The sequence below is a fragment of the Nostoc sp. UHCC 0251 genome, from assembly GCF_034932245.1.
Taxonomy (GTDB): domain Bacteria; phylum Cyanobacteriota; class Cyanobacteriia; order Cyanobacteriales; family Nostocaceae; genus Nostoc.
The window spans coordinates 1-12583 of sequence record NZ_JAYGHD010000113.1 but is presented as its reverse complement, the minus strand read 5'-3'; the positions used below and the strand labels follow the sequence as shown (position 1 = coordinate 12583).

Genomic DNA, 12583 nt, shown 5'->3' with positions numbered 1-12583 from the left:
TCTTTTAGACGCGATAAATCGCGTCTCTACATGAGGGGTTTCTGGCTTATCCCAAAGACATGGCAAAAATTTGGGTATTCCTTTTTGTGGAATTCTCTAATGGTTTTAATCCTCGTAGGCTCTTAGGATCCAATTAACACAAGTTTGCGAACCTGAGAACTGTTTCCCTGAGAACGGCGTGATGAGGCAGCAGTTAGCAAAAACTTCCAAGACTGAGGAGAAATTATAGACGGATCTATCATTGAAAGAAAACTCTTGATATTTTTTTGCTTCAGTGCAACTAAAATCCAATGGAGTTTCAGGTAATTTTTTATATCCTGGAAATGAGGAATTTTTGAGCGATGTTGCTCATTTACCAAGGCGTAAATTTTTTCCTTCATCAAAATATTTGTAGCTAACCGTCTAGATAAAGAAAACTTTTGATTATAAGCACCTGGCCAGACAGTGCGGTAAGCAAGACACTGATTAAGGAAAATAGCATCGCCAAACTGGGCAATCCGAATCCACGAATCGATGTCATCACAGTTAGCATCTAGTGTAGAGTCCCAACCACCAGTTTGTAAAAAAGCATCACGTCGGCAAGCTACTTGTGCAGGCGTGCCAAAGGGTACAAGCTCTAAAAGCATACCGTAATGAATATCGGCTTGGGGGACATAAAAAGCTAAACCGGGGCCAACTTGGGGGGTGCGACTGAGTTCAACTTCATTACTATCCACCTGAGCAGCCACACAAGAGCAGATTACAGCATCGGGACGAAGTGCGATCGCTTTAGCCATCTCTTCTATGCAGTTAGGTGCTAGATAGTCGTCATCATCTAAAAACTTAATCCAGTCGCCGCTAGCTTTAGCAATTCCAGCATTTACCGTTGCTGCATGGCCAAGGTTTACTTCGTTACGATGGTAAACAACTTTGTCCCCTAAACTTTTGACATAGGTTTGGGTGTCATCAGAAGAACAGTCGTCGGCAACAACCACCTCGCACTCGATTGTTTGGTTACGAGCCGAGTCAATTGCTCTTTGCAGCAAATTCAAGCGATTATAGGTACTGATGACGACGCTAAATTTCATAAATTTCACCCCTGTGTTACAGCATTCTGCAATATAGCTTTGAACTTTAGGCTGTTGTATCAGTAAAATTATCAATCCTAACAAGTAGACTGAAATAGGATTATCGATTTATCATTGATGATCGTGAGATTTTTTTAAGTAGACTGAAAGACTATGAGCGCTCAAGAGATTATCCGCTCGATTGAAGCGGAACAGCTAAAATCGAATCTGCCCGACATTTATGTGGGTGACACAGTAAAAGTTGGAGTGAAAATCAAGGAAGGCGAAAAGTACCGTGTACAACCCTACGAGGGAGTAGTAATTGCCAAACGCAACGGTGGCATCAACGAAACTATTACAGTTCGTAAGGTTTTTCAAGGTGTGGGCGTTGAGCGGGTGTTTCTGTTGCATTCTCCCCGGATTGACAGCATTAAAGTAATCCGTCGTGGTAAGGTACGCCGTGCTAAACTGTATTATCTCCGCGATCGCGTAGGTAAGGCAACCCGGATCAAGCAACGGTTTGACCGCCCTTTGTGATCCGTCCTTCAAAAGTATGGGAAAAATTTCAAGCTTCAAGCGGCATCTGCCGCTGACTTGTTTCCCGGACAAAATTGAGGTATGATAAAAAACGGATATTGCGTTAAACTGAAATATAGTTCAGCGCAATGACTGAATCAAAAACAGCTTGTGCGCTCTTAGTTCAGTTGGTAGAACGCAGGTCTCCAAAACCTGATGTCGGGGGTTCAAGTCCTCCAGGGCGCGCTCAAGAGCAAAAAACAAAGCCCGAAATAATTACGCAGCTGTTAATATAACAGTTAGCGTTAATAATTTCGGGTAAACTTATTGTGTTTGCAGTTGTTTTGCTTCCAGTAAGTGAAATAGAGTCGAAGTTGCAAACCTGGACAAACAAATTTTAGATTTTCAATTTTGAATCGACAAAAAATTTAAAATTGAGTGCCTTTGCCTTAAAGCATGGGGTAAATCTAAAATCCAAAATCCAAAATTGAGTTACAAATTGGAGATAAACGGTCATGGCCAAAAAAAGTGAAGCAGAATTGCCAGAAACCACAAATGGGTTTAGCTTTAACAACTTCATACAGGGAACCAAAGAAGAACTTGAAAAAGTAGTTTGGCCCAGTCGGAAACAGATAGTGAGCGAATCTGCTGCTGTGTTGTTAATGGTGGCACTCTCCGCATCTTTGATATACTTGGTCGATGGATTGTTTAGTTGGGCAGCAAAACAGGTGTTCTGATGACTTTTGCAACAGACGAACCTCGCAACTCCACGTTTCAGTCGGAGGAAACAGGAGAAACGGCAGAAGCAGCGTCAAAAGAAGCACGCTGGTATGCGGTTCAAGTAGCCTCAGGCTGTGAAAAACGTGTAAAGACTAACTTAGAGCAACGCATTCAAACTTTTGATGTAGCTGACAAAATTATCCAAGTAGAAATTCCGCAGACGCCAGCGGTGAAAATCCGCAAAGATGGCAGTCGCCAGCATACAGAAGAAAAAGTTTTTCCTGGCTATGTCCTGGTGCGGATGATGATGGATGATGATACATGGCAGGTGGTACGAAACACCTCTCATGTAATTAACTTTGTCGGCTCAGAACAAAAACGTGGAAGCAGCAAGGGTCGCGGTCATGTCCACCCCATACCACTAAGTTCTTCAGAAGTCGAACGTATATTCAAACAAACCAGCGAACAGGAAGCTGTTGTCAAAATTGACATGGCTACTGGTGATAAGATAATGGTGCTTTCTGGCCCATTTAAGGACTTTGAAGGCGAGGTGATTGAAGTGTCTCCAGAACGGAGTAAACTTAAAGCCTTGCTCTCAATTTTCGGCAGGGATACACCAGTAGAACTGGAATTTAATCAGGTAGAGAAACAGAGTTAAATACAAATGGCGAAGAAAGTAGTGGCGGTCATTAAACTGGCCCTGAATGCTGGAAAAGCCAACCCAGCACCGCCAGTGGGGCCCGCCTTGGGTCAACATGGCGTTAACATCATGATGTTCTGCAAAGAGTACAACGCCAAAACAGCAGACCAAGCTGGAATGGTGATACCTGTAGAAATTTCGGTTTTTGAAGACCGAAGTTTTACATTTGTACTCAAAACGCCACCAGCATCAGTGCTGATTCGGAAGGCGGCGAAAGTAGAAAAAGGCTCGAATGAACCCAACAAAAAGAAGGTTGGGTCAATTAGCAAAGCACAATTGCAAGAAATAGCCCAAACCAAACTACCCGATCTTAATGCCAACGACATCGACGCAGCAATGAAGATTGTGGCAGGAACGGCTAAGAATATGGGTATAACAGTCACTGATTAGTCATTGGTCATTGGTAAATAACAAAGGACAAATGACATAGACGCCCGGAGGGCGGCTACTCTTCTCCTGACGGAGACGCTACGCGAACGAGAACGCCAAGGGCGAACCCGAAGGGTAGGACAAATAACAAATTATCGGGGGAGAGGCGAGGCTTCGGAATTACCCCAGGAGAACAACATGCCAAAAATATCGCGTCGTTTGCAAGGACTGCAAGCAAAAGTAGAAGATAAGGACTATCATCCTTTAGAGGCTTTAGCCCTTCTTAAAGACACAGCAACAGCTAAATTTGTTGAAGCTGCGGAAGCCCATATCAGGCTGGGAATTGACCCCAAATATACAGACCAACAGTTGCGGACAACGGTAGCACTCCCCAAAGGCACAGGACAAATCGTCCGGGTGGCAGTGATAGCCAGAGGCGAAAAGGTAAACGAAGCAAGCAACGCTGGTGCTGATATAGTCGGATCAGAAGAACTGATTGACGAAATCCAGAAAGGTAGAATGGATTTTGACAAGCTGATTGCCACGCCCGATGTGATGCCACAGGTAGCAAAGCTGGGTAAGTTGCTTGGTCCGCGTGGTTTGATGCCATCACCCAAAGGTGGAACCGTAACATTTGATTTAGGAAGTGCGATCGCAGAATTCAAAGCTGGTAAATTAGAATTCCGAGCCGATCGAACTGGCATTGTCCATGTTATGTTTGGTAAGACAACATTCTCGCCTGAAGATTTGTTAGTCAACCTGAAGGCATTACAGGAGACGATTGACCGTAACCGTCCTTCAGGGGCTAAAGGTCGTTATTGGCGCACATTTTATGTGTCAGCCACAATGGGGCCATCGATTAAAATCGATGTCACCGCCCTACGAGATTTGAAACTGAGCGAAGCTGGTTAATTTTTAGTCATTAGTCCTTAGTCATTTGTAAATGCAAAGGCCAAAGGACAAAGAACTAATGACAAATGACAAAATTAAATAGGCAAAGCCGGAGACAGCAGGTGCTAAAAGCTTAAATATCCTGCCGAGGTTAAAACTCTAATAGTCAGAATTACCACCCATTAAGGTGTGATAACTATGGCGTTAAGAGTCTTAATACTCGACCCCGGCTAGATTAGCTGGGGTTTGTTGTTTGGGTTCAGGTTTAGAAAAAACGTACAAGTAGGGCACTTCACCGATTATTTTAAGGAGGTGAGATTGGAATGGGTAGAACACTAGAAAATAAAAAAGAAATAGTAGCTGACCTCAAAGAAACTTTGAGTCAGTCAACTCTGGCACTGGTAATAGAGTATCAGGGACTAACTGTTGCTGAAATTAGCGATTTACGGCGGCGGCTGCGTCCCAGTGGTACTGTTTGTAAGGTGACGAAGAACACCCTAATGGGCATTGCCATTAAAGATGATGAAAAATGGCAGCCTATGTCGGAATTGCTCAACGGTTCTTCCGCATTTTTGCTGGTAAAAGAAGATTTTTCATCGGCAATTAAGGCATATCAAGAATTCCAAAAAGTCAGCAAGAAGACAGAACTTCGTGGTGGTGTACTGGAAGGTCGCCTACTCAAAGAACCTGATGTCAAGGTACTGGGAGACTTGCCATCTAAGGAACAACTCATCGCCCAAATTGCTGGGGCTATCAACGCCTTGGCTACCAAGATTGCTGTGGGTATCAACGAAGTTCCTGGTTCACTGGCTCGTGCTTTACAAGCTGTGTCTGACCAAGAGCAAAGTGGTGGTAATACCGAAACTGTTGCTGAAGCTGATAGCAGCACCGAAGCTGTTGCTGAAGTTGATAGCAGCACCGAAACTGCTGCTGAATAGACTTCATAGTTCATCAGTCAACAGGAGGCAGTACGGTCTTCTCCCAAAGGGAGAGGCTAGCGCCTGCCGTAGGATGCCCAAAGGGCTGTAGGGGTCTCCCCAAGTGGAGCTGCCGTTCAAAAGCTAATGACTAATGACTGATAAATAATCAAAATTACAGGAGTTATATCAATGTCTGCTGCAACCGATCAAATTTTAGAACAACTAAAAACCCTTTCTTTGTTGGAAGCTTCTGAGTTAGTCAAGCAAATCGAAGAAGCTTTTGGCGTGAGTGCTGCTGCACCCGTTGGCGGCATGATGATGATGCCTGGCGCTGCTGGTGGTGCTGCTGCGGCTGAGGAAGCTGTTGAGCAAACCGAGTTTGAAGTGGTTCTCGAATCAGTCCCAGCTGATAAGAAGATTGCCGTGCTGAAGATTGTGCGGGAATTGACCGGTTTGGGTCTGAAAGAAGCGAAAGACTTGGTAGAAGCTGCGCCCAAGGCAATTAAAGAAGGTGTTGCTAAGGATGCTGCTGAAGATGCTAAGAAGCGCATCGAAGAAGCTGGCGGTAAAGTGACTATCAAGTAGTCACAATTCTATTACCAGTTTGTAATTAAGGAGCCTAAGTTAGGCTCCTTTTTTTCATTTGTAGAGCGACGAATTATTTGACCAAAACGGCAAATTTTTTGTCAACAATCCAAATTCTTCTACATTGCTTGTTCAAGCAATTTCTATAGCTTCATATCAGAAACGCTAAAAATCAGATTCCTCTAGAGCGAAGCTTACAAGCTTGAAGAACTTGACAAATAATCTGTCGCTCTACAGTACTCCTCCAGAATGCGATGCTATTATGTGAGCAGAAAAAAGTCAAAGCAGCAGCAATAATTTGCGCGATTAATCCTGAACTCCCTAACTGTGCAAAACTAGGTACAGACGAAGATCCGACAACCGACTGGAGGACCATATCAAAGCAAGCGATATCATAGAGCTGCTTGATGAGATGTTTTAGGAATGATAAAAAACTTCTTGTTTACCAAGCGAAAACTACTGATAGGTGTTGCTGTTGCAGCTGGAGTTATTGCAATTTATCCTATGCTATATCGGTTTGAGTGGGTAGGATTTGGACCAAACTCGAATAAATCAGTGAGTACAGAGGAAGCAATAAATCCTAAAGATGGGAAGATTATCAAGCTCAAGAAAGAAACTGAAAACTTTCAATCTGCCAAGACGTTGTGGGATTGGTTGCAACTTTTCGGCGTGATTGCTATTCCAATAGCACTATTCTATTTTGAACGAAGGCAACAGAGGCGTTCTGAGCAACGCGTTCAAGATAAGAAAACCCAGGTTGAAGAACAAGCTAATCGTGAGAAAGAAATAGCAGACAAAAATTTACGCGAACAGGCTTTAGAGGCTTATATTGACCGAATGTCAGAACTGCTGATTGATAAAAAACTAAAAGTATTGATTGATAAAAAATTACAAGAATTAGATCCCAAATACTCTGTACTTGATGCAGCACTTGACATAGCACGCGCGAGAACATTATCGATACTACGAAAGCTGGGTAAAGACGGACAACGAAAGGAGAGCGTTATTCGATTTCTGGTTGATGTAGAACTTGTAAGTAATTTAGATTTAAGTAACGCAGACCTCAGCAGTGTCGACCTCAAAGGTGCCAATCTTAAAGGTGCCAAACTCAAAGGTGTCAATCTTGAAGGTGCCAACCTCAGGTTTGCCGACCTCAGCAGTGCCAAACTCAGCAGTGCCAACCTCAGGTTTACCAACCTCGACAATGCCGACCTCAGCAATGTCGACCTCAGCTTTGCCGACCTCAAAGGTGCTGACCTCAAAGGTGCTGACCTCAAAGGTGCTGACCTCAGCAGTGCTTACCTCAGCAGTACCAACCTCAGATATGGCGACCTCAGCAGTGCCGACCTCAGCAGTGCCAACCTCAGCAGTGCCGACCTCAAATATACCAAACTTGAAGGTGCCAAACTCAGCAGTGCCGACCTTAGTAGTGCCAACCTCAGTAGTGCCAACCTCAGCAGTACCGACCTCAGTAGTGCCAACCTCAGCAGTGCCAACCTCAGCTTTGCCGACCTCAAAGGTGTCAACCTCAAAGGTGCCAACCTCAAAGGTGCCGACCTCAGCTTTGCCAGCCTCAGCAGTGCCAACCTCAGCAGTGCCAACCTCAGCTTTGCCAAAAACCTAACTTCTGAGCAAGTTAAGAAAGCCAATAGCTGGGATAACGGAATATACGACAAAGAATTTCGTGCCCAGTTGGGTTTACCACCAGAACCCACTAAGTAAATCCAGCGGCGACCGCCCTTTATTTTAAACGCTACAAGTGTGAAGGCTGCTGTAGAGCGACAAATTATTTGTCGCTCTACAACACAAATGGAGAATAACGGATTTGAACCGATGGCCTCTGCGGTGCGATCGCAGCGCTCTACCAACTGAGCTAATTCCCCTTAATCTGTGCTAAGTCAAGAGTAATATTACTCATTAACTCAATACACTATCACCATAGAGTATTCTAACATTCACTTACCGATGGCTGAGGCTCTTTTTGGGAATAAACCTTCTGCACCCGTTCCAGTTCCAAATCACTGAGATAATCAACAGTCCAGTTACAGCAGCGCTGGAGCATGTGGAATGGGTAAGTATTCGCTACACCTACAACTTGCATTTGCGATCGCTTCGCCGCTTCGATACCTGCTGGAGTATCTTCAATTGCCACACACTCGTGTGGTTGAAGATTCAATTCCGGATATTCTTTATTTAGGCGTTTCACTGCCAGTAGATAACCGTCGGGTTCTGGTTTGCTGGTGGTAATGTCATCACCCGCGACGATAATTTTAAAATGTTCGGCTAGTTTAGCTCGATGGAGTACCAATTCTATTTCTTGGCGAATAGCACCACTGACTAATCCTAGTTTCAGATTCCGCGATCGCGCTTGAAATATTAAGTCTTCTACACCTGGATATAAAGGCAGTTTCTCGATTTTCTCTAGTTCCACCACGTAGGCTTGGGCTTTGCGGTACAACAACTGAGTTAAATAGCTTTCGTTAGCGACTCTACCACGATTAGCGAGTAGTTGCTGAAAACAAGCGCGATCGCTGCGTCCAAGAGTTGCTTGACGCTCATTAACCCGCTGTGGTTGGAGATTTTCTTCAATGAGAATCTCATCTATCAGTTGTAGGTGGATTGGCTCATCGTTAATGATGACACCATTAAAATCAAAGAGAACTGCCTTTAAACTCATTCCATTATGCCAAACGCTGGAGATCCAAGTTCCTCCAAATCATTATTATCTATTGATGTGGGAGTATAATGACGGACATTTTCGGTTGCTATTGGTTTAACGCCGCTAGTTACCTAATTTATCCACCATACATCGTGCGTAGGCGTAGCCCATCGTAGACATCGTACAGCTTCAAATCCGGCTGCACCCATATTCGCATTTATGCTACCAGCAGCATATTCACGAATATATGGCTCTTCAAAAACATCATTGAGCCATTCTAACTGACGCAGAGTCTTCTGATTACCATCTAGAATTAATACTTGCCCTCCAGCTACCAGCAATCAGAGTAACGCCGTAATCCATCTTCATCAATTAAAAGACGTACTACAGGGGATAAAAAACGTTCCCAGATTGTATCTTGACGCACTGCCATATTGTGTCAGACCTTTAGAGGGCTATTTAAGCAGAGTGATTTTCTTTACAAATTTTAATATATCTGGAAAACATCTGCTTTCTCTCTGTGGTGAGAGGTTGACTATTGTAACCTGTTTTGTTACATTTGTATTACAAAAGTATAACTCCTAAAAGCAGTTCTCCAGTTTCACGAAAATTGAGGGAGCCAAATGAAAGACAATACAACATTTAAATTGCTACAACTAACTAGGTAATGAGTTACAAGTCATACCGAATAATTATCAGTGCCCAATCCAAAATCTAAAATCCAAAATAGAAAAAATTATGCCCTACGAAAAGTTAGAAATTACCACACCAGCACCCGTTTTCTCTTGGGCAAATCACTCTTTAGGTTCAGAAGAAACTAAGATGGCAAAGAATGTGGCATCGCTACCATTTGTGTTTAAGCACGTGGCATTAATGCCAGATGTTCACTTAGGAAAAGGTGCCTTAGTGGGTTCTGTAATTGCGACCAAAGAGGCAATTATACCAGCTGCTGTTGGTGTGGATATTGGTTGTGGGATGAGCGCTATCAAAACATCATTTACCGCCGAACAACTGGAAGGTAAACTCAAAAAAATCCGCCTGGATATAGAAGCAGCAATTCCTACTGGATTCAACGAAAACAAAGATATTGAAAAATCTGTTATCAACTGGCAACAATGGGATGATTTTAAAGATTTGCATCGCGGGGTGCAAGACTTACAAAGTAAAGCAATGAAACAGATGGGTTCTCTCGGGGGAGGAAACCATTTTATTGAAGTGTGCCTTGATACAGAGAATCAAGTTTGGCTGATGCTGCATTCTGGTTCGCGTAACATTGGCAATAAACTAGCCCAGTGTCATATTCACACAGCCAGAGAATTAGCAAAAATGGCAGGTAATAAATTGCCTGACCCTGATTTAGCTCACTTCGTCGCTGGTACACCAGAATTCCAAGCATATTGGCACGATTTGCAATGGTCTCAAAACTATGCGCGTGTCAACCGCGATGTGATGATGGCGCGTTTTAAGCACATAGTTGAGAAGCATCTGGTAGGTGGGAAGGCAACTAAACCTTTATTGCAGGTTAACTGTCATCACAATTACGCCGAAAAAGAAGTGCATTTTGACGAGGATGTATACGTTACTCGTAAGGGTGCAGTCCGCGCCCAGACTGAAGATTATGGGATTATTCCTGGTTCGATGGGGGCAAAGTCTTTCATTGTTAAGGGTAAAGGTAATGCTCACAGCTTCTGTTCTTGTTCCCACGGTGCAGGACGTTTGATGTCTAGAAATAAGGCAAAAAATGTCTACACACTTGATGATTTGATAGAGCAAACAAATGGTGTAGAATGCCGCAAAGATGAGGGTGTGCTAGATGAAATTCCTGGTGCTTATAAGCCGATAGAACAAGTGATGCAAAATCAAGCAGATTTGGTTGAAGTTGTAGCAACACTCAAGCAAGTTCTTTGTGTGAAAGGATAAATTAGGTAGGGTGGGCAATGCTCACCTTTTTTATTTTTTTTAAACGCAGAAGTACGTTGAGGAATAAATGATTGTTTTAAGTGAATCGGCTGAACAAATAGAGCCATCTGCTAGCGCTAGCGAAAATAAATTAATAATCTAATTTTGTCACGCATTAGCTTACGATCTTTTTTGTAGTAGCTCATAAGTTAGTAGGCAACATGAAATCTGAACAAATCTCAGCCATTGAGGTGGCAAGCGGAAATCTTGTACCGATGAGCTGCAAACCTCCTGTATTATCCAGCACTAATCACTGGAACGGGATTGTGCTTGAACAGCATCATTTACCCGCCTTTGAATGTCCAAAGCTTTGCTTACAGCAGCACAGCATTAATATTTGGCTTGCTAATTCATGCCAAATAGACTGGCGACTAGCAGGTGGAAGGTTACAGAGTACGCAGATGAGGAGAGGTTTGGTTAACGTCACTCCAAAGGGGATTCCGACTCAAGCGCGTTGGAATCAGGAAATCAAATTTCTCCTAGTCTCTTTTGATTCCAGTTTATTTAAGAAAGTAGCAGATGATGTGATCATTGGGAGCTATCGCAATATTGAAATTATCCTACAGCGCGGAGTCTGCGATCGCCAAATTCTTCATCTGGGAATGGCACTCAAAACAGAGCTTCAAGCCGGATGTCCATCTGGTAAATTATATGGTGAATCAGTTGCTATTGCTCTAGCAGCCCATCTCCTCAAAACTTATTCTGGAAAACGGCAACTAAATTCAGAGTTTGAGGTTAATCTTTCTATTGATTTCAATGATGAGAGTTTCGATGTAATTCTTTGCTCAACAGCAATAGTCTATTTTAAAGATATTCCTGCTGCTTTACGTAAATGGTATCGTTTTCTCAAACCAGGGGGAATTCTCGGTTTTTCTTGTTGCTCAGAGGAATCTTGTGGAGCGCCACTTATAATCGAAATCTGTGAGAAACATGGCATTTCGCTGACAAGTATAAATGAGCCAACAGGCTCTCCCGAAAAATGCCATCATCTGCTCACAGAAGCTGGTTTTAAAAATATTGAAGTGAAGACTCAACAACTAGGTTTCTACAACAATCTAGAGCAAGCTAAAGAATGGAATGGAGGATGGTTTCATCCTAGAGAAAACCCTTTGTTACAAGTTTCATCAGAGCAAATGGCAGAATTAAAAGCAGATTATCGTCAAAAAATTGAAGCAGAAGCAACAGAGGAAGGTGCTTGGTATGAAAATCTGACTTTTTTTGTAACTGGTCGAAAGCTTTAGAGCAAACTCTAACTTTCTATTGTATTTAGCCAATTCATCAAATCAGCCTCACTGGTGAAATCTAGTAAGACTTCGCCCAAGTTTTCTAACTGAGCCAAGGACAACTCTTGCAACCGAGATTGTAACTGAGAATTAATTGAACCAAGCCGACGATTTAACAGACGCATTACCAGCCTCAGTTCTGATTGCCTTCCTTGTTCAATACCTTGTTCAATGCCTCGTTGTCTCCCTTCTTGCAGTCCTTCTTCAAGAATTTCTTGATAAATGGCAGATTCTCTCATATCTTCTTTCCTCAAAAACTGACGAATTAGTTCTGGCTCGAATACCAACCCAGCAAGAAGTTGGGTACATACCGAGATACTCTGCTTGGTGGCTTCTTCTTCAATCATACTCACCTGAACTGCTACCTGTTGAAGTAACCTTTGAGGAGAATCTGTTCGCGCCAAAGTTGCCAGAGGTAATAACCCAGGAGATAACAATAAAGGTTCTGGATCTTGTTCCCAAATTCGGATGATGCGGTAACGGTGGGCAGTATTGCGGGCAGTAAACTGATCTACAAAGACAGCTTCTGAAGTTGTCGGTTTAAGAAAAATCACTATCTGCTCGATATCGCAATTGTATTGTCGATATAGTCGCACCCAGTAGTCCAACATCCGCAGTGGCAAAGGTGGAGTCGATGCTGGTAAGGTTTGAAACTCTAAATGCAGTATTTGATTGGCAGTTTGCAAAAAGGTTACTGAGTCGGCACGGATTGGTTCTTGATTTAATTCTGTTTTGAGAATTTGGATATCCGTTGCCTCAGATGCGAGTAAGTAGCGGATAAAATCTTCTGGATACTGCTCAACCAGATATTTTAAGGTGTTGTCGTATGTCACGTTGATATTAGTTTATACATAAACTCATGTAGAGACATAATATCGCCACATAAGTAGATAGGCATCAAAAAAGTCCGGTATGTTAAGATATATAAATACTGA

The 12583-nt window shown here is 43.0% G+C and carries 13 protein-coding genes, 2 tRNA genes, 1 pseudogene and 1 other annotated feature; of the genes and pseudogenes, 11 read left to right on the top strand and 5 right to left on the bottom strand.

Translation table 11 applies throughout. From position 1 onward, the window contains the following. Positions 1–122: 122 nt before the first annotated feature. Positions 123–1067: a glycosyltransferase family 2 protein gene (locus tag VB740_RS14080; protein WP_323200607.1), complete on the bottom strand. Its 945-nt coding sequence runs from the start codon at positions 1065–1067 to the stop codon at positions 123–125. A 153-nt stretch (positions 1068–1220) separates the two neighbouring features. On the opposite strand from VB740_RS14080, the gene rplS reads away from it, so the two are divergent. From rplS to VB740_RS14035, 9 genes are all read left to right on the top strand, one after another. Next, complete coding sequence (rplS, locus tag VB740_RS14075) at positions 1221–1583, top strand: 50S ribosomal protein L19 (protein WP_190734030.1); 363 nt, start codon at positions 1221–1223, stop codon at positions 1581–1583. A 152-nt stretch (positions 1584–1735) separates the two neighbouring features. Beyond that, positions 1736–1808 (top strand) — tRNA-Trp (locus VB740_RS14070). A 269-nt stretch (positions 1809–2077) separates the two neighbouring features. Continuing rightward, the gene (gene secE / locus VB740_RS14065) at positions 2078–2299 is read left to right on the top strand and encodes a preprotein translocase subunit SecE (RefSeq protein ID WP_229490340.1); all 222 of its coding nucleotides are present in this window, start codon (positions 2078–2080) and stop codon (positions 2297–2299) included. Further along, positions 2299–2940 (top strand): transcription termination/antitermination protein NusG, encoded by a 642-nt coding sequence (nusG, locus tag VB740_RS14060; RefSeq protein ID WP_190911379.1) that lies wholly within the window; start codon positions 2299–2301, stop codon positions 2938–2940. Before secE ends, nusG begins: the two co-directional genes overlap by 1 nt. Before the next feature lie 6 nt (positions 2941–2946). Then, positions 2947–3372 carry a 50S ribosomal protein L11 gene (gene rplK, locus VB740_RS14055; protein ID WP_094331821.1) on the top strand — a complete coding sequence of 142 codons (426 nt, stop codon included), beginning with the start codon at positions 2947–2949 and terminating at the stop codon, positions 3370–3372. A 177-nt stretch (positions 3373–3549) separates the two neighbouring features. Continuing rightward, on the top strand, positions 3550–4263 hold the full coding sequence (gene rplA / locus VB740_RS14050; RefSeq protein ID WP_323200606.1) for a 50S ribosomal protein L1: 714 nt from the start codon (positions 3550–3552) through the stop codon (positions 4261–4263). 70 nt (positions 4264–4333) lie between these two features. Then, positions 4334–4502 (top strand) — a sequence feature (ribosomal protein L10 leader region). A 63-nt stretch (positions 4503–4565) separates the two neighbouring features. After that, positions 4566–5180: a 50S ribosomal protein L10 gene (gene rplJ, locus VB740_RS14045; protein ID WP_323200605.1), complete on the top strand. Its 615-nt coding sequence runs from the start codon at positions 4566–4568 to the stop codon at positions 5178–5180. A 171-nt stretch (positions 5181–5351) separates the two neighbouring features. Beyond that, on the top strand, positions 5352–5747 hold the full coding sequence (gene rplL / locus VB740_RS14040) for a 50S ribosomal protein L7/L12 (protein WP_323200604.1): 396 nt from the start codon (positions 5352–5354) through the stop codon (positions 5745–5747). A gap of 423 nt (positions 5748–6170) precedes the next feature. Then, a complete protein-coding gene (locus tag VB740_RS14035; RefSeq protein WP_323200603.1) occupies positions 6171–7469 on the top strand; it encodes a pentapeptide repeat-containing protein in 1299 nt (432 codons plus the stop codon). An 88-nt stretch (positions 7470–7557) separates the two neighbouring features. Here the strand turns inward: VB740_RS14035 and VB740_RS14030 are convergent. From VB740_RS14030 to VB740_RS14020, 3 genes and pseudogenes are all read right to left on the bottom strand, one after another. Further along, positions 7558–7630 (bottom strand) — tRNA-Ala (locus tag VB740_RS14030). A 65-nt stretch (positions 7631–7695) separates the two neighbouring features. Next, complete coding sequence (locus tag VB740_RS14025) at positions 7696–8424, bottom strand: HAD family phosphatase (protein WP_323200602.1); 729 nt, start codon at positions 8422–8424, stop codon at positions 7696–7698. Next, positions 8421–8747, bottom strand: a pseudogene (locus VB740_RS14020) (methyltransferase type 11); the annotation flags it as partial. The pseudogene VB740_RS14020 and the gene VB740_RS14025, both read right to left, overlap by 4 nt. A gap of 397 nt (positions 8748–9144) precedes the next feature. Here VB740_RS14020 and VB740_RS14015 point away from each other — a divergent pair. Together VB740_RS14015 and VB740_RS14010 are read left to right on the top strand one after the other, a co-directional pair. Continuing rightward, a complete protein-coding gene (locus tag VB740_RS14015; protein ID WP_323200601.1) occupies positions 9145–10326 on the top strand; it encodes an RtcB family protein in 1182 nt (393 codons plus the stop codon). A 200-nt stretch (positions 10327–10526) separates the two neighbouring features. Beyond that, complete coding sequence (locus VB740_RS14010) at positions 10527–11606, top strand: methyltransferase domain-containing protein (protein WP_323200600.1); 1080 nt, start codon at positions 10527–10529, stop codon at positions 11604–11606. 8 nt (positions 11607–11614) lie between these two features. Here VB740_RS14010 and VB740_RS14005 read toward each other — a convergent pair whose 3' ends face one another. Further along, on the bottom strand, positions 11615–12481 hold the full coding sequence (locus VB740_RS14005) for an Rpn family recombination-promoting nuclease/putative transposase (RefSeq protein WP_323200599.1): 867 nt from the start codon (positions 12479–12481) through the stop codon (positions 11615–11617). Positions 12482–12583: the final 102 nt, after the last annotated feature.

Coding starts and splice junctions, on each gene's coding strand:
- VB740_RS14080 (WP_323200607.1), bottom strand. CDS start 1,067: ATGAAATTTAGCGTCGTCATCAGTACCTATAATCGCTTGAATTTGCTG.
- rplS (WP_190734030.1), top strand. CDS start 1,221: ATGAGCGCTCAAGAGATTATCCGCTCGATTGAAGCGGAACAGCTAAAA.
- secE (WP_229490340.1), top strand. CDS start 2,078: ATGGCCAAAAAAAGTGAAGCAGAATTGCCAGAAACCACAAATGGGTTT.
- nusG (WP_190911379.1), top strand. CDS start 2,299: ATGACTTTTGCAACAGACGAACCTCGCAACTCCACGTTTCAGTCGGAG.
- rplK (WP_094331821.1), top strand. CDS start 2,947: ATGGCGAAGAAAGTAGTGGCGGTCATTAAACTGGCCCTGAATGCTGGA.
- rplA (WP_323200606.1), top strand. CDS start 3,550: ATGCCAAAAATATCGCGTCGTTTGCAAGGACTGCAAGCAAAAGTAGAA.
- rplJ (WP_323200605.1), top strand. CDS start 4,566: ATGGGTAGAACACTAGAAAATAAAAAAGAAATAGTAGCTGACCTCAAA.
- rplL (WP_323200604.1), top strand. CDS start 5,352: ATGTCTGCTGCAACCGATCAAATTTTAGAACAACTAAAAACCCTTTCT.
- VB740_RS14035 (WP_323200603.1), top strand. CDS start 6,171: ATGATAAAAAACTTCTTGTTTACCAAGCGAAAACTACTGATAGGTGTT.
- VB740_RS14025 (WP_323200602.1), bottom strand. CDS start 8,424: ATGAGTTTAAAGGCAGTTCTCTTTGATTTTAATGGTGTCATCATTAAC.
- VB740_RS14015 (WP_323200601.1), top strand. CDS start 9,145: ATGCCCTACGAAAAGTTAGAAATTACCACACCAGCACCCGTTTTCTCT.
- VB740_RS14010 (WP_323200600.1), top strand. CDS start 10,527: ATGAAATCTGAACAAATCTCAGCCATTGAGGTGGCAAGCGGAAATCTT.